Annotated in this window: 25 protein-coding genes, 1 pseudogene and 1 riboswitch; of the genes and pseudogenes, 14 read left to right on the top strand and 12 right to left on the bottom strand. The window is 44.5% G+C overall.

Annotated features, from left to right (window positions below):
• The first annotated feature begins 437 nt into the window (after positions 1 to 437).
• The 4 genes from OUY18_RS04670 (at position 438) to OUY18_RS04655 (ending at position 2366) form a co-directional block, all read left to right on the top strand.
• Positions 438 to 1217 (top strand): DeoR/GlpR family DNA-binding transcription regulator, encoded by a 780-nt coding sequence (locus OUY18_RS04670; RefSeq protein WP_268057562.1) that lies wholly within the window; start codon positions 438 to 440, stop codon positions 1215 to 1217.
• Positions 1218 to 1372: 155 nt separating this feature from the next.
• Positions 1373 to 1555, top strand: coding sequence for a hypothetical protein (locus OUY18_RS04665; protein WP_268057561.1), 183 nt, complete (start codon positions 1373 to 1375; stop codon positions 1553 to 1555).
• Positions 1556 to 1613: 58 nt separating this feature from the next.
• Positions 1614 to 1874, top strand: coding sequence for a hypothetical protein (locus OUY18_RS04660; RefSeq protein WP_268057560.1), 261 nt, complete (start codon positions 1614 to 1616; stop codon positions 1872 to 1874).
• Between the two features lie 291 nt (positions 1875 to 2165).
• Positions 2166 to 2366: a hypothetical protein gene (locus tag OUY18_RS04655; RefSeq protein ID WP_268057559.1), complete on the top strand. Its 201-nt coding sequence runs from the start codon at positions 2166 to 2168 to the stop codon at positions 2364 to 2366.
• Between the two features lie 94 nt (positions 2367 to 2460).
• Here the strand turns inward: OUY18_RS04655 and OUY18_RS04650 are convergent, their stop codons facing one another.
• Together OUY18_RS04650 and OUY18_RS04645 are read right to left on the bottom strand one after the other, a co-directional pair.
• Positions 2461 to 2889: a CBS domain-containing protein gene (locus OUY18_RS04650; protein ID WP_268057558.1), complete on the bottom strand. Its 429-nt coding sequence runs from the start codon at positions 2887 to 2889 to the stop codon at positions 2461 to 2463.
• 144 nt (positions 2890 to 3033) lie between these two features.
• Positions 3034 to 5112, bottom strand: a complete 2079-nt coding sequence (locus tag OUY18_RS04645) for a methyl-accepting chemotaxis protein (RefSeq protein ID WP_268057557.1) — start codon at positions 5110 to 5112, stop codon at positions 3034 to 3036.
• A gap of 374 nt (positions 5113 to 5486) precedes the next feature.
• Between OUY18_RS04645 and OUY18_RS04640 the strand changes: the two genes are divergently transcribed.
• From OUY18_RS04640 to OUY18_RS04620, 5 genes are all read left to right on the top strand, one after another.
• Positions 5487 to 6482, top strand: a complete 996-nt coding sequence (locus OUY18_RS04640; RefSeq protein WP_268057556.1) for a hypothetical protein — start codon at positions 5487 to 5489, stop codon at positions 6480 to 6482.
• Positions 6479 to 7243 (top strand): protein-glutamine gamma-glutamyltransferase, encoded by a 765-nt coding sequence (locus tag OUY18_RS04635; RefSeq protein ID WP_268057555.1) that lies wholly within the window; start codon positions 6479 to 6481, stop codon positions 7241 to 7243. Before OUY18_RS04640 ends, OUY18_RS04635 begins: the two co-directional genes overlap by 4 nt.
• Positions 7244 to 7522: 279 nt before the next feature.
• Positions 7523 to 8521, top strand: coding sequence for a cobalt transporter CbiM (gene cbiM, locus OUY18_RS04630; protein ID WP_268057554.1), 999 nt, complete (start codon positions 7523 to 7525; stop codon positions 8519 to 8521).
• Between the two features lie 21 nt (positions 8522 to 8542).
• Complete coding sequence (locus tag OUY18_RS04625; protein ID WP_268057553.1) at positions 8543 to 9331, top strand: energy-coupling factor transporter transmembrane component T; 789 nt, start codon at positions 8543 to 8545, stop codon at positions 9329 to 9331.
• Between the two features lie 5 nt (positions 9332 to 9336).
• Positions 9337 to 10122, top strand: a complete 786-nt coding sequence (locus OUY18_RS04620; protein ID WP_268057552.1) for an energy-coupling factor ABC transporter ATP-binding protein — start codon at positions 9337 to 9339, stop codon at positions 10120 to 10122.
• 175 nt (positions 10123 to 10297) lie between these two features.
• Here OUY18_RS04620 and OUY18_RS04615 read toward each other — a convergent pair whose 3' ends face one another.
• On the bottom strand, positions 10298 to 12826 hold the full coding sequence (locus OUY18_RS04615; RefSeq protein ID WP_268057551.1) for a cation-translocating P-type ATPase: 2529 nt from the start codon (positions 12824 to 12826) through the stop codon (positions 10298 to 10300).
• Positions 12827 to 12949: 123 nt separating this feature from the next.
• A riboswitch (NiCo riboswitch) is annotated at positions 12950 to 13035 on the bottom strand.
• A gap of 157 nt (positions 13036 to 13192) precedes the next feature.
• Here OUY18_RS04615 and OUY18_RS04610 point away from each other — a divergent pair.
• From OUY18_RS04610 to OUY18_RS04595, 4 genes and pseudogenes are all read left to right on the top strand, one after another.
• A pseudogene (locus OUY18_RS04610) lies at positions 13193 to 13357 on the top strand (DUF1540 domain-containing protein); the annotation flags it as partial.
• Positions 13358 to 13865: 508 nt separating this feature from the next.
• Complete coding sequence (locus tag OUY18_RS04605) at positions 13866 to 14408, top strand: RNA polymerase sigma factor (protein ID WP_268057550.1); 543 nt, start codon at positions 13866 to 13868, stop codon at positions 14406 to 14408.
• A gap of 16 nt (positions 14409 to 14424) precedes the next feature.
• Positions 14425 to 14826, top strand: coding sequence for a phage holin family protein (locus OUY18_RS04600; RefSeq protein ID WP_268057549.1), 402 nt, complete (start codon positions 14425 to 14427; stop codon positions 14824 to 14826).
• A gap of 123 nt (positions 14827 to 14949) precedes the next feature.
• On the top strand, positions 14950 to 15723 hold the full coding sequence (locus OUY18_RS04595) for an NlpC/P60 family protein (protein ID WP_268057548.1): 774 nt from the start codon (positions 14950 to 14952) through the stop codon (positions 15721 to 15723).
• 100 nt (positions 15724 to 15823) lie between these two features.
• Here OUY18_RS04595 and OUY18_RS04590 read toward each other — a convergent pair whose 3' ends face one another.
• The 3 genes from OUY18_RS04590 to OUY18_RS04580 form a co-directional block, all read right to left on the bottom strand.
• Positions 15824 to 17029, bottom strand: a complete 1206-nt coding sequence (locus tag OUY18_RS04590; protein ID WP_268057547.1) for a Kelch repeat-containing protein — start codon at positions 17027 to 17029, stop codon at positions 15824 to 15826.
• A 210-nt stretch (positions 17030 to 17239) separates the two neighbouring features.
• A complete protein-coding gene (locus tag OUY18_RS04585) occupies positions 17240 to 17851 on the bottom strand; it encodes a DUF5050 domain-containing protein (RefSeq protein ID WP_268057546.1) in 612 nt (203 codons plus the stop codon).
• Positions 17852 to 18379: 528 nt separating this feature from the next.
• Positions 18380 to 18976, bottom strand: a complete 597-nt coding sequence (locus tag OUY18_RS04580) for a hypothetical protein (protein ID WP_268057545.1) — start codon at positions 18974 to 18976, stop codon at positions 18380 to 18382.
• Positions 18977 to 19203: 227 nt separating this feature from the next.
• On the opposite strand from OUY18_RS04580, the gene OUY18_RS04575 reads away from it, so the two are divergent.
• Positions 19204 to 19920: a hypothetical protein gene (locus OUY18_RS04575; protein WP_268057544.1), complete on the top strand. Its 717-nt coding sequence runs from the start codon at positions 19204 to 19206 to the stop codon at positions 19918 to 19920.
• Between the two features lie 187 nt (positions 19921 to 20107).
• On the opposite strand, the gene OUY18_RS04570 is transcribed toward OUY18_RS04575, so the two are convergent.
• From OUY18_RS04570 to OUY18_RS04545, 6 genes are all read right to left on the bottom strand, one after another.
• Entirely contained in the window at positions 20108 to 20863 is a 756-nt protein-coding gene (locus tag OUY18_RS04570; protein ID WP_268057543.1) for a hypothetical protein, read from the bottom strand.
• Between the two features lie 92 nt (positions 20864 to 20955).
• Entirely contained in the window at positions 20956 to 21453 is a 498-nt protein-coding gene (locus OUY18_RS04565; protein ID WP_268057542.1) for a hypothetical protein, read from the bottom strand.
• 548 nt (positions 21454 to 22001) lie between these two features.
• Positions 22002 to 23204 carry a Kelch repeat-containing protein gene (locus OUY18_RS04560; RefSeq protein WP_268057541.1) on the bottom strand — a complete coding sequence of 401 codons (1203 nt, stop codon included), beginning with the start codon at positions 23202 to 23204 and terminating at the stop codon, positions 22002 to 22004.
• A gap of 52 nt (positions 23205 to 23256) precedes the next feature.
• Positions 23257 to 23688 carry a hypothetical protein gene (locus OUY18_RS04555; protein WP_268057540.1) on the bottom strand — a complete coding sequence of 144 codons (432 nt, stop codon included), beginning with the start codon at positions 23686 to 23688 and terminating at the stop codon, positions 23257 to 23259.
• 68 nt (positions 23689 to 23756) lie between these two features.
• On the bottom strand, positions 23757 to 24527 hold the full coding sequence (locus tag OUY18_RS04550) for a DUF4367 domain-containing protein (protein ID WP_268057539.1): 771 nt from the start codon (positions 24525 to 24527) through the stop codon (positions 23757 to 23759).
• Complete coding sequence (locus tag OUY18_RS04545; protein WP_268057538.1) at positions 24521 to 25090, bottom strand: RNA polymerase sigma factor; 570 nt, start codon at positions 25088 to 25090, stop codon at positions 24521 to 24523. Before OUY18_RS04545 ends, OUY18_RS04550 begins: the two co-directional genes overlap by 7 nt.
• Positions 25091 to 25372: the final 282 nt, after the last annotated feature.

The following is a 25372-nucleotide window of genomic DNA, read 5'->3' as shown; positions in this document are numbered from 1 at the left end:
TTTACACGCAAGAATCTGCAGTTCCTTCTTTTCCGTTTTGTTCATTTTATCCATCCTTTCCCAACCCACAGCCTATTTGCAGGTTCACCCATCTGTTTCGCACATAAATTTCATCAGAAAGCTATACTAATTCACATTCAGCTCTTAAATTGTTCGATTTACGGTTTCTTTGATCATAATTATGATGTTATCATCCCGAAAAGTCAATGATAATGTGAATTTTCGTTGTTTTAGATGAATAGTCTTTATGTTTCATAGTGTATTTAACAACTATATCGAACAATATCTAATTAAACGATCATTTATCTAACATTAAAATGTTATTTTTAACATACTAATGTTCATTTGAAACGAAAACTATAAAAATAAGTTGATTTTTACACAGGATTTGGTATAATATTAGAAATATGACTGATAAATAGTTTGGACGTGTGAACATGAGCAATCGAAGTGAACGATTAAATAAACTGATCGCTCTATTAAAAGAAAATAAAACGTTAACCGTTCGGCGGCTTTCCGAAATTCTGGGTGTTTCGGAAATGACGATCCGGCGGGATCTCGACACCTTGAAAAGCGACGATATTGTAGACCGCAGCTACGGAAAGGCCACCTATCACCGCAACAGCGTTGTGGAAAACAGTTTTTCAAATTACGAACTTTATTCTGCAAAAATACAGATGAACGAGGAAAAAGACCGCATCGGGAAGTTTGCGGCAACGCTGATTGAACCGGGCGACGTGGTAATTATCGACTCAGGCTCTACCGCGGACAAACTGGCAAGGTATATGCCGGAAGATATGGACATCACCGTTCTTTGTTATAATTACAACGTTCTTTCCTATCTCATCAATAAGCCGCTCATCAAGCTGATTTTCCCCGGCGGCTATTTCCACCCAAACGGGCAGTTGTTTGAATCTCCCCAGGGCATCGACCTGATCAGCGAAATCCGGGCCACAAAAGTATTTATTTCCGCCACCGGCGTACATGAGAAGCTCGGCATTACCTGCGCAAACAATTACGAGGTGCTGACAAAGCGTACCGCACTGCAGTCCGCCCAGACGAAAATTCTGATTACCGACTCCAGTAAATTCGGGAAAGTAAGCCCGGCCTACTATGCCCAGCTAAATGAAATGGATATGATCATTACCGATTCCGGATTGCCGGTGGAATGGAGAAACGTGATCGAACAGTCCGGTATAAAACTTTTTATTGTTTAGAAAATGCAAGGAGCATGAACAAGCCGGTTCATGCTCCTTTTTTTATTTGGAAATCCATTCCTTTTCTGGGTAAGATTTTAAAGGCTAAAACTTTAAAAAACGGAAAAATTAAATAGGAAATTCAAAGCCGATAAGCGGCGGAAAGAGCGATCAATATGCCTTTATATATTTATCATAAAACCGAACCCGGCGTATGGTCTGTCGGTTATTATGCAGACTCCGGAGACTGGATTTCGGAAAGTCAATGCATCAACGCGGAAGAGGCCGCTCTGCACGCGCACTGGTTAAATATTGACAGGAAAGATTCCGAATCCGAAGATATACGGAATAATATTTAAATTTCATCCTATATTTCCCCATGATGGTGGAACGATAATAACGGAAAGGAGGGTTAACATGAAAAAAACATTGATGGTAATGATTTCGGTGTGTACTTTGATTCTTTTTTCATTTACAGGCTGTAAAAATATGTACTCCGGTATAGGCAACACCGCCTCCGGCGCGGTATCCAAGGTAACTTCCGAGGGGAAAGCGCTCGGCGGCCAGGTTTCCGGCGTTGTTTCCGGTTTAGGCGGCAACCAGTCCGGCGTAATATCCGGCAGTCAGGCCGGCACGGTGCCCGGAACTTCGTCAAGCGCTATAACATCTTCAAGATAAACGAACCGAATCCCTGCCGGACCGCAATACGACAGGGATTCACCATTATTTAGGGATTTTACCATGATTTACATTTGCAAAATATTCCTTTATTCTGTAGTATAGAATTGTGCTATGAGAATACGTAACTATGGGGGTGATGCCAGGTTACACGTCCTTCCAGTGAAACATTCTCCATATAGCCGCCCTGTAAAAAGGGGCGGCTTTTTGATTTTTTGCAAAAACTTTTTATGCTTATATTATCCTGTTTTGGGGCAAACTAATTTCATCAAAAAAGCAGGAGGAAACGATATGAGTGATGAAGATAAACGTAAGCTCAAATTGCAGGATGAAGATTCTTTTTTTGGTTCGGAAGGCATTGTGTCCTCAATGGACTGCACCGGCCTGATTCAGACCCCGCCGGCAAATGAAGAGGAAGCAGATGCTTATACCGATATCTACGACATTCCGAAACCGGTGAACGAAGTGCCGAACGGCTTGCAGCATGAATAATTCCGGCGCACAGACAGAAAAAACAGCAGTACGGTCCCGGTTTTCCGTTACTGCTGTTTTTTTGTTCCTGCTTCCCGGAAAGCACCGGAAAGATTTACATTTTGCTTTCGCAGGGCTGCGAGATATTTTTAAGAGCCTGTTCCGCGTTATCCTGAAGGTCCGGTTCAACGGAAATATCCCCTAAAGCAACGATTCCGACAAGGCTGTTATTGTCAACGATGGGCAGCCTGCGAATCTGCTGATCGCTCATAATTCGGGCAGCATCGTGAACGTCCATATCCGGATTGCCGACAACGGGATTGGCGCTCATAATATCGCTGACTTTCTGCTGTTTGGAATCCCGGCCTTCCGCAATCGTGCGAACCGCGATATCCCTGTCCGTTACAATACCGACGACTTGATTCTGCCGGCATACCGGGATGGAACCCACGTCATACTGTTTCATCAGCTGCGCGGCCCGTTCGACCGAATCCTCTGAATTCAAACTTGCAATTTTTTTGGACATAATTTCTTTTACTTTCAAATCACTCACCTCAGCTATAGATTGCCCGCCGCGGCTGCTGAATATTACAGTCATTTCAAATTAAATCAAAGCTGATTCCGGATTCGCTTTTCTATGCGGCGAACCGGCCGAATCGAATGACCCGGCCGGTCCGTTTTAAAAGAGTTAATATTTATTGTCTTTTTCCGTTGAAATGACTGGGCTGATATAGTCGGCGGTATTCGCTGAATCAGCCGTCTTTCCTGTTTTAAATTTACTTACCAGCACCTTTAAAGTCTGCGCCTGCCCGCTGAGTTCCTCACTGGAGGCCGCGCTTTCCTCACTTGTGGCGGAATTGGTTTGTACAACGCTGGAAATCTGATCCACGCCGAGGGTAATCTGTTCAATGGCTGTCGCCTGGTCGTTGGACGCTCTTGAGATTTCTTTAATTAAGCCGGTGGTTTTATCAGTTCCTTCGATAATTTGCTGTAATGACTGTGCCGTCTCGTCTGCAATCTTCTGCCCTTTTTCAACCGACTCAATGGCGTCTTCAATTAATCCGGTCGTATCCTTCGCAGCCTGTGCGCTCTTGCTTGCCAGATTCCGGACTTCGTCGGCTACAACGGCAAAGCCTTTCCCCGCTGCGCCGGCGCGTGCGGCTTCCACGGCCGCATTCAACGCAAGGATGTTCGTCTGGAACGCGATATCATCAATGGTTTTGATAATATTCTGGATTTTATTGGACGAAGTGCTGATTTCCAGCATAGCCTCCGTCATTTCCTGCATCAGCTTATTTCCGTGTTCAATTTCGGACGAGGAAGTTTCGGAAAGATCGTTCACTGTTTTTGCATTCGCCGCATTTTCTCTTACCTGCGAAGCGATGTCCGCGATCGAAGCGGAAAGTTCCTGAATGGAACTGGCCTGCTCGGTTGCGCCCTGTGCCAGGGACTGCGACGCGCTGGCAACCTGATCGGAACCGCTGGCAACCTGATCGGCGGAACTGTTGATTTCGGTAAAGGTCTTGACAAGCGTTGCCCTAATGTTCTCCAACGCGGTTTTAATCTTTGAAAATTCGCCGATATAATCGCAATGCAGGTCAAAGACCAGATTTCCGGCGGCAATCTGATCCAGCACATTCGAGATTTCATCAATGTACTCAATATATTTCTTCAAACTTTCAACCGTTCTGGAGAAAGCGGTGGCAACCTTGCCGACTTCGTCTTCCGATTTCACATCGATCTTTACGTCGAGATTGCCGTCCGCAATCTGATTTGCAGCGGCCTCGAGTTTCTCCAGCGGATTGACGATTCCTTTCGCGATGAAAAACGTAATCAGGCAGATAATCAGAAGGGCAATCAATAAATCGATCAGGAGGGAACGCTGTACAGAGTCATAGGAGTTGTTGAATTCCGCTTCCGGCATACCGGTCGCTACTTTCCAACCGGTTGATCCGACCGGCGAGACATATCCGTAATCCTTCTTTCCCATTGCGGTATAGGTAAGGAATCCGGAGGATTTTCCCTGCATTTCATTGATAATATTTTGGGACATTTTCGAATCCGCTACATTTTTGCCTTTCAGCGATTGGTCGGGGTGATAAATCAACTGCCCGTCCGCACTGGTCAGGATATAGAATCCGGAGGTTCCCAGCTTATAATCGCTGACCATCTGGTAAAGACGATCCAGTTTAATATCAATTCCCGCTGCGCCGATCAACGTTGATCCGTCGCTTTTATAAATCGGGGTAATAATGCTGACGGTTAACCCTTTTGTCGCTATATCCGTATAGGGATCCGTTATAATTGTCCTCTTGCTTTCTGCCAGCTTATTATACCACGGCCTGCTGGCAATTTTAAAGGATATAATTCCATTTCTCTCATCAATAAGGTTATCTGTTGCCGTATCTGCAACCCAGGTAACCATGATATTCTCTTTATCAGACGCTGTTATATTTTTAAGGGTCTGATCAACATCGTTAAATCCGGGGACTTCCTTCAGATCCGGTTTGGAAGAGGCATTCAGCAGAAAATTCTGAAGGGTAGCATTCATTTTCAGCTGTTCCGTTATTCCTGTGTATTTGGCAAAAAAGTTCTCGATCTGATTCGAAGCGTATAGCGACTGCGTCGTTAATTCACTTGTCGTCAATTGGGTAACCGACTGCTTTACCGGCTGAAGAATCATTAAGGACATACAAATAAAAATAATGATGACAGGAAGGCCGATAAACAGTAAAATCTTGGCTGCTGTGTTTCGCTTGAAAATCATGCTCATACGCCCTCTATTAATTTTTTATAAAGATTTTCTCTTCTATAATATCGACCAAAAAGTGTAAAATTTTACAATATTCTGAATAAAATTAAAAACCATCTAGTAGAAGTTTTACGATTTTTACTGGAGTTCTTTGTATAATATTTTTGGTTTATTGCTTCCAGGCGCAAATACTGTCCTGTTTCCCATAATCCGGCCCATCACAAAATTTTTATATTGATAAAGCCTGTTGAATTCCTTTGAAAAATTCCGGAATGCAAAACGGAAACAAAAGGAAAAGAGGGTTCCTGTTCGCTGTAATGAAATGCGCAACAAAATCACCTCTCCGCAATATTATGGATTAAGAACTTCCATTGAAAGAGGCGGGTAAAATGAACGCAGAAAATTCAGCGAATCAGCTGGAACGGATTCGTCAGGCACAGGGGATTGAAGCTTGCAGAAGGCAATTCCTGATGATGGAAAAAGGGAAACCGAAAAGCACCGTTCGGATTTTGAATGACGCAGGGCTGCGTTTTGCAACTCTGTTTGTCTTGCGCCCGGATATTGTTCAGCTCGACCTGTTTCACGAGCTTAATGAGCGCAATCGGATCGCTCTGCGCTTTTGCGATAAAGTTCTGCCCGAAAAAACGCTTGCCGATGTATCCGGTATTCCGCTGGCCATCAACAACGAAGCCTATTATGCTTCCCTGTTCTGGATTTTGCGCACCGGCGCTCCCGACGACGGGCTGAGTGAAGCGTTCGACCGGGTACTGGATGTCTCGGCAACGATTCTTATCAAAAAATGCTGCGAAAAGATGGTGCTGCCCATTGCCGCGGAGTTGATTTTCAAGCGCAACCAGAAAGGTACCTATTATCATGATCTGGTATGGGCTTTCTTCAGTTCCCGCGATGTCTATGCCCTTCGCCTGATTGCCGAACGGCTTCGTTCCAACAACCCTAAGGATACTGCGCTTGCGTGCCAGCTGCTCAGCCTTCCGCGGGACACGCCGCTCGGAACCAGAATGGAAAGGCAAACCCAATATTCCCGCTACCTGTCATGGCTGAAGGAGAACAATCCCTATCTGTACTTTACAGGGGAAAGCCTTATGCAGACCAACTGCCCCACGCCCTGCGGGGTTAACCTGGAAGCAAAATATCTATGTAAAAAAGTTTCCCCCCGTAAAAAGGAGCCGGTATCGGCTCTGTCGGATTCGGAACAGTCGTGCCTGAATCAATTCAAAGACACCGAAGAGAACGAAAAAGCCGTATTGGCGAGTTACTCCAACAGCCTTCATTCGGAAAACCCCTCCAACTGGAACCAGTGGATACAGTATCCCATTGAAAAACAGCTCGAAATCGCCAAAATGGGCAGGAGGGATTTCGCATGATTATTGTAAACGGCACGGCCGTAACCCCGGAATCCCTTCTGGCGGAATACCCGGAAGACAGCGTGGAGCAAAAAATACTCCGGAAACTTGCCGCCGGCGACACGCATTTCTCCTATCCGTCGATGGATCAGCTCAAGTTTGAGCTGCGCCTGCGCAAAGAAATCATCGCCGCTTCCTACGAACTGAACCGGAGCGGGTTGGGATTCGAGGTTTTTCGCGAAACCCGCTGCAATCCGACCTATTGGAAAAGGCTCTGGGACGGCGGCTTTGCGTTAAATGACGGAGCAAATCCCGCCGCGGCGATCGCGGATATCTTTCACAACGGCTCCCAATACGGTACGGAATGCGCAACCGCAATGATGATTGTGTATTACGGCGCACTTTTAAAAGTCTATGGGGAAGCTCTGTTTAACAAGACCTTTCCCAAAATCGATCTGATGAACTGGCACCGAATCGACAGGCTTCTTTGGGAAGTCGGCAATATGCAGAGACGGGACGTTTACCTGCCGGGCGACCGCAGATACTTTAATAACCCCGACGTCAATCTGCTTACCCCGGAGTGGCAGGGGGAAAATACCATCGATCTGGGCAACGGCATGTTCTATGGCCACGGGGTCGGGATTTATAAAGCGGAAGCCATTATTCAAGAACTCAATAAAAACAGAGTACCCAACGCGGATGAATCCGCCGCGTTATTGGATTCCGCCGGACGACCGGATTTTATAAAACTGGGGAACATCTATCTGCGGGGCGGCTCCTGAACAGAATGGCATGGCTTTCTGATTGACAAAATCGCTGAGCCATGCTATGATGTACGAAATAAGCCATGAAGGCTTTCAAAGAAGTTTATTGCACATGTGAAATTGGATGAACTCAAAAGGGCGCTACAGAAGTAGTTTCTTTTTGGGTTATTTTTTTGGCCTTGTTTGTAAAGCGAAAATCAACGGATTTTCGAATCTCTTCAAGGCGCTGAATGCGCGAATCGTAATTAATGAAACTTTTGATTTTACAGGCAAAGCCTATTGAAAGGAAAAGAAACTATGCATATTCCGGACAATTATCTGAGCCCGTCCACCTGTGCGGCATTGGGCGCGGCTATGGTACCGGCATGGACGGTATCCATCCGTAAACTGAAAAAAGAAGTCACACGGGCAAAAATGCCCCTCCTCGGCATCGGCGCCTCGTTCTCCTTTCTCATGATGATGTTTAACATCCCTCTCCCGGGCGGCACAACCGGCCACGCCGTTGGAGGAACGCTGCTGGCCATCCTTTTGGGGCCGTACGCGGCCTGTATTTCCGTTTCGGTTGCGCTGCTGATTCAGGCGCTGTTTTTCGGAGACGGAGGGCTTCTGTCCTTCGGCGCAAACTGCTTCAATATGGCGTTTGTCCTTCCCTTTGTGGGCTATTTTCTTTATAAATTCATCAAAGACCGGGTAGGCGGCGAAAAAGGCGAATACGCGGGAATCATCGTCGGTTCCTACGTTGGAATCAATGCAGCCGCCCTGTGCGCGGCGATTGAATTCGGCATTCAGCCCCTTCTTTTCAAAAATGCGGCGGGACAGGCGCTTTACTGCCCCTACCCCCTGTCCGTATCCGTACCGGCAATGATGATTCCCCATCTGGCGGTTGCCGGTATTGTGGAAGCGGTGTTCACGGTCGCCGTCTTTACCTTTATAAAAAAGGTTTCCCCGGGAACCCTGTACGAAGGGGAAAAACAAAAAAGCAAGGCGGTTTACGGCCTGCTCGCCGCGCTGATCTGCCTTACCCCTCTGGGGCTTTTGGCCACCGGAACCGCATGGGGCGAATGGGGCGCGGACGAAATTCAGAACGTCGCCGCAGGCGGCGGCAAACCGCTCGGTTTTGTGCCGGAAGGGATGCTGCACGGAATCCATTTTGAAGCCGCCATGCCTGATTATTCCATTGCCGGGCTTCCACCCTACGCGGCATATATCCTGTCCGCTGTGGCAGGGGTCGCTATCCTGCTGATTCTATTTAAAATTTTCCGGAGCATAAAATCCAAAAACAAAGGAATGCAATAATTTAACTTGGAGGAAACGGCGATGCCCGAATGGCTGCTGAAAGAAGAACAATATGAGCCCCTGTCGGACAGGGATTCCTTTCTCGACAAAAGCATTCTGTCCCTGCTGGGGATTCTTTCCCGCATCCGGGCGCAAAGCGGCATTCGAACAGGAAAATACGCTGTACATGCGGCCTTTAAGGTCGCATGTACTTTTCTGTTGATCGTGCTGCTTTCCCTTTCAAAAAACCTCTTTTTTATTCTGACCGTCAACGTCGCCCTTTTGGCGGCCATAAGCCTTCTTTCCGCAGATAAAATTCTGCGCATTTTAAAAGCAGGATTTGTGGCGGCACTTTTTACGCTGGTCATCCTCCTTCCGTCCGCCTTCTGGGGAAACCGGTACGGTATCGTCATGATTCCGCTCAAGGTATTCGCCGCCGTATCGGCCGTGAATATTCTTTCCCGCACAACCGAATGGCGGGATGTGACCGGGGCACTGAAAAGCTTTTTTCTTCCGGATATTTTTATCTTCGTGCTCGATATCACCATCCGGTATATCTTTATGCTCGGGGAATTTTCCCTCCCCCTGCTTTACGCGCTGAGACTGCGGTCCGTTGGGAAAAACAATCGGAAATACGCTTCGCTTTCAGGCGTTGCGGGCACCATGTTCATTAAATCGAAGGAAATGGCGGAGGAAATGAACGCCGCGATGGAATGCCGGGGCTTTACGGGCGATTACCGCAAAAGCAGCCGTATCCGTATGAATTGGACCGATTCCGGGTATCTGCTGATCCATATGCTTTTGCTGCTTCTATTCTTATATTTAGGATGAATAAAATGATCGAATTATCGGATGTATCGTATTCCTACGAAGGAACAGCGGCGCTGAGAAACGTCAGCCTGCGCATTGAAAAAGGGGAATCCGTCGCGCTGATGGGCATGAACGGAAGCGGCAAGTCCACCCTTCTGAAGTTAATCAACGGCATTCTCTTCCCCGACAGCGGCGTCTACCGTTTCTGCGGCGAGGAAATTACGCACAAAAAGATGCAGGACCCTCTGTTCTCGAAACGATTTCATCAGAGAATCGGTTTTGTATTTCAGAACGCGGACACTCAGCTCTTCTGCGCCGACGTTTACGATGAAATCGCCTTTGGCCCGCGGCAGATGGGGCTGGAGGAGAGCGAAACGGAAAAGCGGGTGGAAGACTGCCTTTCGCTTCTGAGCATTGAAGCTCTGCGGCACCGTCAGCCCTATCACCTCAGTGGCGGTGAAAAGCGGAAGGTCGCGATTGCCAGCGTTCTGGCGCTGAACCCGGAGGTGCTCGTCTTCGACGAACCGCTGGTGGGCCTTGACCCGCGCGCGCAGAGGTGGTTTGTTTCTTTTCTTATGAAGCTGCATGCGGCCGGAAAGACGCTGATTGTTTCCACGCACAACCTGGAAATGGTACAGGAAATCGCGGGACGGGCCATCCTTTTTGACGAAAACCATACCATTGCCGCGGACCGTCCGGCCGAAAGCCTTTTGGAGGACGTCGACCTCCTGATTCAGACAAATCTGGTCGATGAATATTATCATCATCACCCGGGCGCGGGACATCAGCATTTTCATATTCATCCTTTTTAACCTGTTTCCTCAAGCAAACAGATACTGACAAAGCGTGGTACTTTCGCGGCGGCCAAAAAGAGTACTTGATGTGAAATCTCTTTCATTCTCATCGCACCGTCGGTGATTTTGCCATAAAAAGTAAGGCTATCAGAATACACATTGTATTCTGATAGCCTTTAATACTTTTTGTATATTATTTATACTGCTTTCTGAAGTGCATCACAAATTTAACGAGTTCATACCAAAAAACGGACAGGATGCCTATCCCGGCCGCGGTGAAAAATTGACCGGCACTAAGGGGGGCAAATTTCAGATAAACGCGGAGCGGGGAATAGAGGATGAGCAGCAGTCCGGCGATGGTTCCGAAGAATACCGTCCACATGATCCGGTCATTCGCCAGCTTTTTGATCGACTGAAACGCAAAGTCATAGTGGGAACTGTTGACCTGAACCAAAAACAGGTTTGCCAAAAGGATAACCGTAAGCCCCATGGCACGGGCAAGCGGGGCGTTTTGCGGATTTCCCGCCATATAGGAAAGATAAATGCCGAACGACGCGGCGAAAACAGCCAGCCCCTGCAAGGTGCTTTTCAGTAAAATCTGCGGAGTAAGGAGCTTTTCCTCCGGGTCCCGGGGCGCCCGTTCCATAATCGCGCGCTCCGCGGGCTGGCGCTCCAGCACGATGGAACAAGTCGGGTCGATCACCAGTTCCAGAAGGACAATATGAAGCGGAAGCAGGAACAGCGCGGAAGGACTGATTCCCAGAAGGGGCGCGAGAAGCGACGCCAGCGCAATCGGGATGTGAATGGTGAACACATACCCCATTGCTTTTCGGATATTGTCGTAAATTCTTCTTCCGTCCCGAATCGTATCTACGATGGTGGAAAAGTTATCATCCATTAAAATCAGGTCGGCGGCTTCCCTCGAAACCTCGGAGCCGCGCTTGCCCATTGCAATGCCGATGTCGGCGTATTTCAGGGCGGGCGCGTCGTTAACGCCGTCGCCCGTCATGGCGACAACCTCTCCATTTGCCTGAAACGCTTTGACAATCCGCATTTTATGCTCGGGAACCACGCGGGAAAAGATGCTGACGTCCTTTACGCGTTCCCGCAGTTCGTCGTCGTCCATTTGGTCGAGTTCGTCGCCGGTAATCACGCGCCCGCTGTCCGGAATGCCGATCTGCTTCGCGATCGCACCCGCCGTCCTGCCGTTATCGCCGGTGATCATAACCACGCGCACTCCCGCGCGGGTACAGTTTGCAATGTCTTCCTTCACCGATTCCCTCGGCGGGTCGGCAAGGCCGACGAGACCACACAAGGTCAGTTTGCAGTCGGTTATAGATTTCGGAATTTCTTCCTCACTGCTCAGTTTCATCATTCCGACCCCGATTACACGCAGACCCTTTTCGGACATTTCCCGTATTTTTTCTTCCGTCCTTTGGCGCTGCTCGTCGGTCAGGCCGCAGAGCGTCATAAGACGTTCCGGCGAGCCCTTCGCCGCAATCAGGATTTCCCCTTCATGCCGCCAGACGTGCCCCATCATTTTCAGGTCGTTTGTAAATGCATATTCCGTAAGCAGTTCCCCGGAAAACAGGTGATCCCTGCCGATGCCCAGCTTTTCGCAATGGGCGAGCATCGCTTTTTCCATGGGGTCGTAGGTTTCGGTTTCACAGCCAAGGCCCATCACTTCCGACAGGGAATCCGTATCCCCGTTCGGCGCCCAGGTATCCTGCACCGTCATCTGGTTCATGGTGATGGTTCCCGTTTTATCCACACAGAGAACGGACACCGCCCCCAGCGTCTCCACCGACGGAAGCTTTCGCACCAACGAATTTTTCTTTGCAAGCCGCCAGGCGCCCATGGAAAGGAAAACCGTCAGGATAACGGGAAATTCCTCCGGAATCATCGCCATAGCAAGCGTAATTCCGGACAAGATACTCTCGATCATCCGATCCTTAAATGGATGATCGGGAATGTTGATATACGTAAGTATCCCAACCAAAAGGAACAAAACGGCGGCAATTCCGGCGCAGAGCTTCACGAGTTTTCCCGTCTGCTTCTGAAGCGGACTGGGCGTTTCCGGGGCCTCGGCAATATCCCGGCCGATTTTCCCGTACTCCGTCTGCGTTCCGATTTTGTCCACCAGAACAAAGGCGCTTCCCTGGGTAACAAGGGTGCCGGCGTAACAATAATCTTTCCGCCAGTAATCGGACGAAAGCTCCGCTTCCTGCACGGTCGTTTTCCAGACGCCCTCGGCTTCGCCGGTCAGGGAGGATTCCTCCACACAAAGGTCGCTGCACTTGAGGATTTCGCCGTCTGCCGGGATTTTCACGCCCTCCACAATCAGCATAAGGTCGCCCGGCACCAGATCGGCGCTGGCAATCCGCTGTTCCTTTCCGTCGCGGAGAACCGTAATATGCGGCGCGGAAAGATCCTTGAGCGCGTTCAGGGTTTTATCGGTTTTCCATGCCTGTATTACATCGATACTGATCATGCCTACCACAAAAATCAGCATGACCGCCCCGTCACGCGGTTCTCCCAGAAGGAAGTAAATAACCGCCGCCGCGATCAAAAGCAAAAACATCGGTTCGCTGATGATATGGAGCGCTTTCCGGAAAAAGTTTTCTTTTTTCTTGGTTGTCAATTCATTTTTCCCGAATTTCTCCTGCTGTTTTTTTGCTTGTGCGGAAGTCAGACCCTGTTCAAGTATTTTCTGTTCTGTCATAAAATTTACCTCGCTTTCGCCTCACGGCGTGTTGTTATGGATCGTTCTATGGCACTTCATTCTCGCTATTTCAGCTTCTGTTCCGTATTCTGTGTATAAAAAAAACACACCTGCGGAACATAAAACTGTCCCGCAGATGTGATATCTGCTGCCATGTGGCCCAGCCCCACAAACTCCATGGAGTTCATCGCCTGCTCAGTTTGTACTGTAGATTCAAATGCAGTGCAAAGAGATTCTTGTATAATACAATATGCAAAATATTTTGTCAAGTGAATTTTTATTAAAATCCTATTTTTTGCTTCTTTTTCCTTGCTATATTTTATCCCTCCATGGACAAACTAAACCGTGGAAAGGAGTTGTATAAAAATGGCGAAAGCAAATGCGAATCAAAGCATTAAATGCAGCGTGGATCAGTGTGAATACCACTGCCAAAATCAGCAATACTGCTCACTGGACAGTATAAAAGTCGGAACGCACGAACAATATCCGACGCAAAAGCCGTGTACAGATTGTGAATCCTTTGAATTAAAAAGTGAATTGAAAAATTCCCCACAATACGCACAGTCCGCACAATCACAATCCTCACAATACTAAAAAAGGCCCTGCCGCAAAAATGAAATGCACCCCCAAAGTTAGACAGTATGAAATACTGAATAACTTTTGGGGGTGTTTTCATGCCAAAAAGGAACCGAACAGGAAATATCCGGAGAATTTAAGCAGCAAGTATCAGAAATCATGGCGCGAAATATGATACATTTTCCCGAAAAAAATCAGGCTAAAAACTTACTTTAACTGTTGCAAAATATATGAATGGTTGTCTTTACATTTTAGAAAGGAAAAAATTGTAAATTCTGTAAAATCAAGTAAATACATTGAAACCTCATGGGTGGAAATTTGCGGCTGACTACCGTATTTTTCTGCCCTTTTTTGTTTTCTTCGGGAAGGTGAACCATAATGACGAAAAATTAGTTTTTCTTCTTCCGAATGTTTACAAAAACAGGCATCCCATCTCTTTAACAGTTGAAAGGTGGGACGCTTAATGATAGACGGTTTAATTGCGCAATCACAGGCCGGTAACAGTGATGCAACCCTAATGTTAATTGAGAAGTTTAATCCGCTTCTGAGAAAATACGCTTATAAACTTTACTATGATGATGCCTACGATGATCTCCTTGCAGACTTTATAGAACTTTTGCATAACCTAAAGCTCGACTGTGTACGAGATAAAAGCGAAGGCAGTCTGGTGTCATACATATATAAATCCATTTATAGCAGTTACATTAAAAAATTGATTGCCCTCAAAAAGCTCCATAATTGTATACCGGAATCAAATCTAAGCGATCAGGAACTTTATTATGTGGAAAGTTCCACAGCAGGTAATGACGTTTACTTTGAAAACGAATTACCCGGCATTGATCTCATTCTAACCAAACCGGAAGCATCCGTTATAAAAATGATCTATATCTCTGGTTTTACCGTTAAGGAAACCGCTTATATGTTGGGTATTACAAGGCAAGCCGTGAATCAAATGAAGATGCGGGCACTAAAAAAACTAAAAGCTCAATTAGTGGACAAGCCATAGGTAAAAGGTGATGTTTATGGATAATATTTTTAATTACTGCAAAATCATATCTGCGTTTGCAGGAGGTGTTCTGGGATGGGTATTCGGGGCGGTCGATTCCCTGATTTACGCGTTGATCGCGTTTGTCGCGCTGGACTACATAACAGGGGTTCTGTTGGCTATTCATGACAAGAAACTCTCAAGTGAAATCGGATTTCGAGGCATCTGCAAAAAAGCCATGATCTTCGCACTGGTCGCAGTGGGACACATTCTTGATCAGTACGTCATCGGCACCGGAAGTTCCCTGCGAACTATGCTGATCATGTTTTACTTGTCCAACGAAGGAATTAGTATTATTGAAAACGCAGGCAAGATCGGGCTTCCCCTGCCGCAGAAATTAAAGGACGCCATACAGCAGTTAAATGGGCGTGGTAAATAAAATTTCTAAATCAGTTTACATTTTACGCAACTTTCTCTCTTTAATAATCAGACTTGCAAGTCAGATAAAAAATAAAAATGCCGGATTTTTATAATTCGGCGCAACTAAAGGAGGAAATATATTATGGCAAAAACCAACACAGGACTAGTTACATTTTGCAAGGCAGCATTAAATGCTAAAACAGGTTACGTTTTATCTACTTTTGGGCGAGTATTTACTCAAGAAATCTATAATGATAAGGTTAAAGAATTTAAAAATTCTGAACCTACTTTTGCCCAAGACGCCAAACAATGGATTGGAAAACGAACCGTTGACTGCTGTGGGTTAGTTAAATACTATATGTTTGCAGACAAATATGGAGAAAATCCAGCATACACATCAAAGTATGACCATGATGCAAATACGATGTTTCGCGAGGCAACAAGCAAGGGTGATATTGATTCCATTCCCGAAATTCCGGGTTTATTATTGCACGCCGAGGAGCATGTCGGCGTTTACATCGGCAACGGTCAAGTAATTGAAGCGTTCGGTACTAGGGAAGGTGTGATTCAAACGGATCTAAAGCATAATAAGGAGAGGCACAAACCATGGACGAACTGGTTTAAATGTAAATGGATTACCTATCCCAATAGTCCCGGCACCGTTGTACAAATTGACACAACAATGGACGTAACTAAAAGGCACGGAGAAACATACATTTTTAAAACCACCTCACCACAAACACCTACCGTTACAGTCGGTACCAGCGGTGTCGTAACGCTTACACACCTTCGTCGCGAGGGTCAATCCGATTTTTGGAAGCTGCTTTTCGTCGGAGCTTCCGGACAGTCGGCCGGTATTTACACCGCTGGCCCGGGGGAACAACCCTTAAAACGTTTCGTCGCTCGAGTTGCATAAGGCCGAATCAAATTTACAGCCTCATGAAAATGTTAGATTGACACAAAAGCAGAATAGCGAGGATGAATCCCCGCTATTCTGCTTTTATATACAACTGTTATTACCATGCCATGTATACCTCTACCGAAGATAAAGCCTTTGTTTTGCTCAAGCCGCCAATAGCATAAATCTTATTATCCAACACTTCCGTTTGGAAAAACAGTCTTGAAGTAGTCATTGTTTCTTCATATAGCCAAACATTATCCGAAGGAATATATACTTCTACTGCGGATAAACTCGTAAAATATTGTGCCTCGCTACTTCCGCCGATCGCGTAAACCTCTCCGTTAATTACTTCTGTTTGAAAATCATATCTGGGGGTATGCATTGTTTTTTTAGCTGCCCACCGATTCGATTTTGGATCATATTCTTCTACTGAAGACAGTTCTGTATTCATTGAACCGTCACCATTATTATAGCCACCAATCGCGTAAATCTTCCCGGCTATCGATTGTGCCTGAAAAGCGATTCTTGGAGTAGCCATCGGCGCTTTTTTAACCCATTTATTGATTTGCGGATCATATTCCTCCACGGAAAGCAAAGCTTTGTTATCGCTGTTTCCGCCGATTGCATAGATTTTCCCATTCACGACTGCTGTTTGAAATTGTGCTCTCGGAACAGACATCGAACTTTTTGTCGTCCATGTATTTGATCTTGGATCATATTCTTCCACTGAAGATAAGAATTCAGCATAATCCCCTATACCACCAATTGCATAAATTTTACCATCAATCACTTCTGTTTGGAAATCCGTTCTTACTGCGGACATAGATGCCTTTGCTATCCATTTGTTAGATTCCGAATCGTACTCTTCCATTGAAGATAAGGGGTCGCCTTGACCATTGAAACCACCAATTGCATAGATCTTTCCGTCGATTACCTCTGTTCGAAAATTCAATCTTGTGGAAAGCATCGGTGCCTTCTTTGCCCAATGATCCAACATCGGATCGTATTCTTCGACTGTAGATAACCCGTGGCTATATCCGTCGTACTCATCCGTACCACCCATGGCATAAATTTTTCCATTTACCACTGCCGTTTGGAACCACTTTCTTGCAGTGGACATTGGTGCTTTTTGCACCCAACTGCCTTTGTCATTTTCTTTTTCCATGTTTGTATGAGAGAAATCAGCGCTCGAACTCTTTACGGCGAAGGAGTTTGTATTTTCGGACACCGGCACAGTTGCCGCACGGGACGGGTCGCACGCCGCCGTACAAAGAAAAAATGCTGCGCTTAAACAAAGCCCAATTATTTTTTTAGCTTGCATTGGATTAATCCCCTTATAAAAATTTTTAAGCTATTACATTTTATGGGAAACGCAATTTTAAGATATGCCGGTCCGGGAGAACAACCCTTAAAGTGTTTCGAGTTGCATAAACCATACCCAATAAATAATAAAACCCCCGAAGCCTGCCATCTTACAACGGAAAATCAATTAATTCTTGATTTTGAATCGTTTTTTCAGACTCATTGTCAACTAATTATTTACTTCGGTAATCTTATTTTCATTCAAATCAAGCTTAAAATAGCATGGGGAATATGAACTGTTGTTCCCTACCTCATGCAATTGCTGTGTTTTGTACAAAATGTATCCGTTCTTATATTCCGCGGTAACCGCCATGTTGCCGTTTAAGTGCATCATCTCAGGTATATCACATACTTTTGTTTTTTGCGAACCATCCAGCTCCACCTTGTCAATCTCTATTAAAGGATTAATATAATACACCCACTCGCCCGCTACGCATGGGGCAAAAACAGTATCGTTTACAATGACTTTATCCTCACTGCCGTCTGCTTTTTTGATATGAAGTTTATAATGATCTTTATTTGTGACATATGCTACCCAATCGCTACCATTTCGCGGTTTTTCACTTTCTGCTTTTGACACAGCCTGCGTAGCGGAAGAATTGGCATTCCCATTACTGGAAGCTGTCGCAGACGAAGAAGAGGGAATCTGCGAGGTGGATGATGGACTACCCTCCGAACGAATACCGGAACTTGCCGCCATCCTCTCACCGAGTGTTCTGCAGCCCGCCGCAGTAATAAGCAGAACCGATAAACAAAGCGCGAGAATCTTGTGGATTTTCATAAAAGACCTCCTAAAATATTTATTGTAAAAGTTGACAGAGTGAACGAACTGAAATAGGAAGAATTATTTTTTGACTGTTCCAGCTCGTTCCCATTTAAAATGCGTACGGTGAATTTAAAAATAATTGTTTTGTGCTGCAGAACTTGGGACACTCGAATTCGTGTTGTTTTCGGTGCCTCCCGTATTGCACGCTGTCATACAAAGAAAAAATGCTGCGCAGAAACAAAACTCAATTAATTTTTTTACTTGCATTGGGATTAATCTCCTTCTAAAAAACTTTAAAACATTACATTTATGCAATTTTAAGATGCGCCGCTTAGCACCTTCGCTGCGAAAGCCAATCCGATTTTTGGAAATTGACTTTCGTCGGACAGTCTGGGCAGTCGGCTGATTATTTACACAGCCGATCTGGAAGAACAGCCCTTAAAACGTTTCGCTGCTCGTGTGGCATAAAGAATGAGAATGTGAAAACTTGATATGTAAAAACATTAGAATGGGGTTACAACAAAAGGCTAATTTAAAACAATATTATTTTGTCAAATAAGGGGTACTTCTATTTAAAAACATCTCTGTCGAATAGTTACCTCCTTCTATTCCGTAACAAACAGCTTTTGCACCTTCAACATTCATCAGCATTGTTTTTCCAATGCCATACAAGGAATTTAATTCCAGCATACTTCCATATGACAGATAATTGGCGCCTTCTTTTGTAAAGTCAATCGTAATGATTCCATCCCTGTTCATGGACGCGCTTGAGTAGGAAAAATTCATAGTGCCATTGCCGACCGGTTTGGAAAGATATTTTTCCGTATATAGTTTCATTATTTTTTCAGGGGTTGCCTCATCAGAGGACATCCTCACAGTTTCCTGCACTTCTTGGGCATCCGGCGGCACCTGCTGAGTGAGTGTGTATTCCGTTGGAGAAGGTGCCATTCCTTTATAAGTGTATAATATAACATCTTTACTATTTGACTTCGAACTGGACGATTGTAAAACAAGTAAAGAAGCACTTCCAGAACTTATTTCAGGTCCTGCAGATGAACTTGCCCGCTGACTATTACAACCAGTGAAAAAGATAGCTATGGATAGACAAAAGGCGCCAACAAATAATTTGCTTATTTTCATATGCTTTATCTCCTTAATAATCCGATTAAAACATGGAGTAAACGCTACTCTATTTTTTTAATCAGTGTTTCCTAAGTTTACAAAATCAAATTTAATCTCTCTTTACTTTATGTACAGCAATGAATGAATTATTTCGGCGTTTATAAATTGGACACGTTATAAATGTCGTTATGTCCAAACAAATAATTTATAAAGTTGTTGTAACTATTAAAATGGAGGTCTTTAAAATGGCAGAAAGCTGTTATATTAATCAAGGAAATTCAAGGTGGAAGGATCTTAAATTCGGAAGTTCAACCGTGGGAAAAGCGGGTTGCATCGTTTGTTGTGCGGCAATGGTAATTTGCAAAAAACTTGCGATCAACGATGATACCGGTAAATTGGCCGTTATTAAATCTGTAATCTCAAATTGTACAGATGCAAACGGAGATTTTAAGACTACATCCACAATCAAGTACAAGGACACAACTTTTAAATTTACCCGTACAACCACAAAACCCAGTTATGATACATGGCCCATTGTCTATTATAGGCACATTAATGGTAATCCTAATGATTATCATTCAGTTTTAGCTACGAATTCTACAACTGTTTTAGACCCAGGAGCTTCTAGCATTACAACAGTAAGCGCAGCAGAAAATCGATATAATAAAGACGGTACAGACAGTATGGCTTATTGGACCCATACTTCTTCTGGGGACGATGCTTCTTTTGATTGTGACACTCACTCGACGGTCACCATTAAAAAGGGAAACAAATATCAGGCGCGTATCACTTGTGCGTCGTATCCAAAGGTCGTGGCTGGAACAGGCGGCATTGTTTCCATCAGCCTTGCGAGCCAGTCCGGGAGCAATTACTACTTTGCCTTTACTGGAGTAAGCACTGGCTCCACAGGTATTTACATCAACGGAAGTTCTTCTGCCGTATTTGTATGTAAGGTCGTTTAAACTGTTCAACAAAAAGGATGAGATGTTCTAAGGCTAGTTGGACGCATTAAAGATTTGGGATAATGGCACCCCACACCACCTATAAAAGATGGTGCGGGGTGTTTTATTAAGCAAAATACTAAGCTGGATCAAGTTTTAGCAATCCCTCCGAATCCGAATCGATTTCTAAGAAAGTAATAAATGCTATTTAATTGTTTGCTTTCTCAGTATAAATAATTGTAACGACCTTATTATAATTATTCCCTTTTGACTGCGATATGTTAATACGCAAGTAAACCCCTCTGCCGCTTTTATTCTTGACAGTCTGTACTTTATAATAATTGTCCAGGTTGATTGGAATATCGTAATAATAGGCCACGCCTAGACCGTTAAGATTATCCCCGTATTTTACTTGTTCTACGGGTTCACCATATAATGTTCTAACCATTTCAACTGCATCGCCTATTTTTAGCCCTTTTTGTGTTTTATATGGACTGTGCAGTTGTGTGTCTGAATCAGACTCTATTGATATCATATCGAATAAATCAGTTCCCGGTGTAAAAAGCAAGTCGATTCCATGATCAGTGGAAATTCTATTCGGATTAGGATCTTCATTTTTCACGGTTTGCATTTGATTCTCAGTTAAAGCCTGTTTTACCTGATCTGATGTCATACCAATATGAAATATCGCCTTTGTATAATCATCTTCAGCGAATAACAGACCTTTTGCTTCTGAAGCTGATGAAGTCGTAGTTGAATTTGAAGATGAATTTGTTGTGACCGGTGACTTTGATGGATTGGACGAAGTTGACGGACTACCGGAAGAGGAAACGGATTCGGAAGACAGGTTTTTCGCTGCGGAATTGGTCCCGGAGTTTACCGCATCTCCATTTGTTGCGCTGCAGCCCGCCGTGAGTATTAACAGCGCAGACAGACCAATAAAAAACAGCTTTCTGAATTTCATATAAAATACACCCCTTGAATATTATTGATACTTCTAAAACAAAACTGAAAGTAGTTTGTTAATCAGTAGCTTCGTCTTCATGAAAACGATCATTAATAAACAATGGCCTCAACTCTGTTAAATTTGTCGCCTTTCATCTGTGAAACACTAATTACCAACTGTGCGCTTTTTTTTGTAGAATCACTCGAGTTATTACCCGAGCCGATTATTTCTTTACTTTCCTTATAATAATGATTCAGATTAATCGGCAAATCATAACAATATGCTATTCTTAAATCTTCATTAACAACATCCCCACATTTTATTTTTTTTAAAGGTTCACCATATAGTTTTATTACCGTTTCAACTGTATCGCCTATTTTTAAACCCTTTTGTGTTTCATACGGACTGGACAATTCTGTATCGGAAGCCGGGAATATTATCAGCTGGTTCAATAGGTCGGTTTTCGAGTCGTAGCTTATGTCTACTCCGCCGATAATACGAAATCCAAGATAATTGTTTAACACTTCTTCATCTGAAGTTCCATAATCATCTGGCTCCAGCCGCAACTGATTATCCTTTAAAGCTTGTTTTACTTGTTCCCGTGTCATTCCTATATGAAATATCGCCTTTGTATAATTATCTTCGNCGCAACTGATTATCCTTTAAAGCTTGTTTTACTTGTTCCCGTGTCATTCCTATATGAAATATCGCCTTTGTATAATTATCTTCGGCGAATAACAGACCTTTTGCTTCTGAAGCTGATGAAGTCGTAGTTGAATTTGAAGATGAAGCTGTTCTGGCCGGTAAGCTTGATGGATTGGTCGAAGTTGACGGACTGCCGGAAGAGGAAACGGATTCGGAAGACAGGTTTTTCGCCGCGGAATTGGCCCCGGAGTTTACCGCATCTCCATTTGTTGCGCTGCAGCCCGCCGCAGCAATAAGCAGGGCCGATAAACAAAGCGCAAGAATTTTGCGGATTTTCATAAAATACCCCCAAAAATATTTATTGGTAAAAAATGTTGACAGAGTGAATGAGCTGAAATAGGAAGAATCCATCTTTCTATTTCAGCTCTGTCTATATTGATTCTGAATTTACTTTTGTACCATTGCTGGCTGATGAAAAAGAGTTTTCTCCGGCGAAAATACGATTTGCTGATTACTTTATCATTTTATACATCGCTGCCGAATTCGTGCCGGGTTCCGCCTGGGTGTTGGAGCCTACCGCACCGCCAATGGCGAAGAGATTGTCGCCGTAATGAATTGTTTTAAATAAACTTCTGGCAGGCAGGAGCGGCAATTTTTCCGTCCATGTATCGGATTTGGGATTATATTCCTCGACGGAGGATAAAAAACTTTGCGATAAATAGTCCCCAACCTTCCTCCATCCGCCAACGGCAAGTATTTTCCCGTTCGCGGCGGTCGACTGAAACCAGCTTCTGGGCGTTTTCATCGATCTTTTCGTTGTCCATTTGTCCGCTGCGGGATCATATTCTTCTACGGAAGCCAAAGAATCTGCTTTGTCATTTAAACCTCCCATCACATAAATTTTCCCCTCTATGACTTCTGTTTGAAAGGAAAACCGGGGCGTTTGCATCGGCGCTTTCTTCGTCCATTTATCCGTCTCTGGATCATACATTTCTACTGTTTCTAAACTCTTTTCCGTGCTGCATCCGCCGATGACATAAATCTTTCCCCCGATGACTGCCGTTCCAAACTGCATCCTTGGTACCGACATCGGTGTTTTATCCGTCCATGTATCGGAAGACGGATCATAGGCCTCAACGGCTGGCAGAACGGAAGAATCCGCCGAACCGCCGATCGCATAAATGATACCGTCAAGAACAGCCAGCTGATGATACATCCTTTCCGCGCGCATTGGCCGCAGGGGTACCCATGTATTCACTGCCGGGTTGTATTTTTCAACAGCAGCCGTCGTCACCCCCATTCCGGTAAATTTGGCTTGACTGCCCCCAATCGCGTAGATTTCGCCGTTTAACGCAGCCGTTTGAAAGTTGCTTCTCGCTTCAAGCATCGGTTTCAGCCGTTTCCATGTGTTGGATTGTATGTCGTATACTTCCGTTGAAGATAATTGCCCGCTTTCATTTTTTCCGCCGAAAACGTAAATTTTTCCGTCCATTACTTCGCTTCCGAAATCGTACCTTGGCGTATACATCGGGGCGATTTTGCTCCAGCATCCCTCCGAAGCGCCGGGGAAACCCGAAACAAATTCTTCTTTGGGACTGCTTGTCGGGAAGGTGTCCGATTTTGGGGAGTTTGCCCCGCGGGATGGATTGCATGCCGTCATGTTAAGAAGGGTCAATAAGCTCAAACAAAAAATACTGAATTTTTTTCGTTCCATAATGGACGGAGTCCCCTTTTAATTTGAAATACTATTTAAGGGTATGTAATCGTTAATAAGTCTTTTCCGCTGAATATGCGGATTCCGTTTCCACCAATTTGCCGGAGGCATTGTAAACTCTTGCTGTAGTGCAGACTCTGTATCGCCCGCTGGTTACATAATAATGAGCGGACAACTGGGCACCGGCATTTCCTTTTCCATTTACAACCCAGGTCTTAACAGATGACCATCCGCTCCCTGTGGATTTTTGAAGGTCAACTGTCATCTTTACCGTGTACGAATCATCATAGAGATTCACCGCGCCTGTGCATGTGGCTCTGCCGGCGGAATTGATGGAAAGACCGGCCGCCATGGACATGATGTTCACAAAGGTCGGATGAACCGTACCCGACTGAACATCTGCTTTCCCTTCCGCCGCGTAAGCGGGCAAAGCGGAGAAAGCCACGATAAGGGCCAAAAGAAGAACGCTAAAAAACTTTTTCATAACTGGACACTCCTTTTCTTTTAATGTTTATACTGTTAAAGACAACTGAACTGAATTTTTGCAACACTTTATTTTATAAAATTTACATTTTCGGCCATTTTCACAATTTCATCCCCGTCTACATTCCCGTTAATGGTAAAAATATGCTTATCCATTTCCCATGAAACGGTAGTAATCGAATTTTTTATAACAAGCGTCCCTTTGTGCCCCTGAATTTGAACAAGTTTAATTAAAGACGCATTTTCCGTATCAAGTTCCACATCGTTTGAAGCATCGTACTCCGAATAGGCAATAAATTTCTTCTCACTATTCTTTTGATGGAAGGTAATCGTTTTAAGAGAATCCGAATAGTAAAGATTATCCGCTTCAAAGCCCGCCGGGATATACGTCGGCACATACGCATTTTTCCAGTTAACCGTCAGATTTTCATCCTTTGTCTCATTTTCACTTTCATTCAACTGAATGGAGGTGTACTTTGGCTCGATACTGATCAAAAAATTCAATACATCGGTGCGGAAGGCCTGAACGGTTAAAATTGCGCCCGTAAATACAAAGACGACTGCCAGCACCGCAACCGCAACTTTATTGGCAAAGTTACAGATCATCTTTCTTTTCGGATGATTTCTTACTTTATGGATATGGTGATTTAACAGTTTCTTAAAGCGATTTTCCTCCTCCGCAGAGGGAAGAAACGCCGGGTCATTTTTTAATTGTTCGTTTTCTTTCAGAAACAATTTTCCTTCTTTTTCCGCCGCTTCAAATAGGATGAGTTTAAATAAACTGTCTTCATAGTCTTCGTAAAGCTTCTTGTGAATTTGGTCTCTTCCGCTGTCTAACATTCTGTTTCATCCCCCTTCTCCAATAATTTTTTAGCGGCCCTTCTGGCCCTTGTCAGATATTCGCGCACACTGTTCGGATTGATGGAAAGATCTTCCGCTATTTCCATGTCCGTTTTATCCAGTACATACTTAAAGTACAGTAAATCTCTTTGCCGGTCAGGCAGCTTTAAAACGGCGTCCGACAGGGCATCCCGCGCTTCACGGCGAACGATGAAATCCTCAACGCTGTCATCCGTATCGACCGTATCGCCAAGCACATCGGATTCACTTCCGTAAAAAGCATGTTTTCTCTGTATATCCCGATGCTTTATGTAATTGATTGCTACGCTCCTAGAAGTATAGACAACATAGGAGGCTGTTTTGCAACAGTCAAAAGAGCGAATCAGCGAAATTTTTTCAATTAATTTAATAAAAACATCATTTATAAGGTCATCCACATCCCGGCTGTCGATCAGAATCTGATAAATGGTTTTCCGTACAATCGGGTAATATTCCTTATATAAGTCCATCATAAAAGATTTATCATCCTCGTTATCCATTGCCGCCAGCATTAACAGGAACATCGCATCATCTCCAGTTTCAGAAAAATTAAAAGGGCCTGCCCATTTTTCCATGGTGACATTATATCACCTTTTTATCCAGAAAGCATTAATTCCTAATTTAAATAATAAAAAAATAAACGGCTTCTTAGCAGTTGACGTTATCTGCTGCGAACAGGGGATTTTTCATATCCGTCTTCGGGTTCAACGCATTCATTCACCTAAGATAGTGGTTTTATTCTGATTTATGGGGGAATTCTTCAGGTATTTACGGAATTATTCACTATCGTCATGACAGGCCTTTCA

The sequence above is a fragment of the Caproiciproducens galactitolivorans genome, from assembly GCF_026672255.1.
Lineage (GTDB): Bacteria > Bacillota > Clostridia > Oscillospirales > Acutalibacteraceae > Caproiciproducens > Caproiciproducens galactitolivorans_A.
Note: the sequence above shows the minus strand (reverse complement) of the source record. Positions and strands in the feature narration are given on the sequence as shown.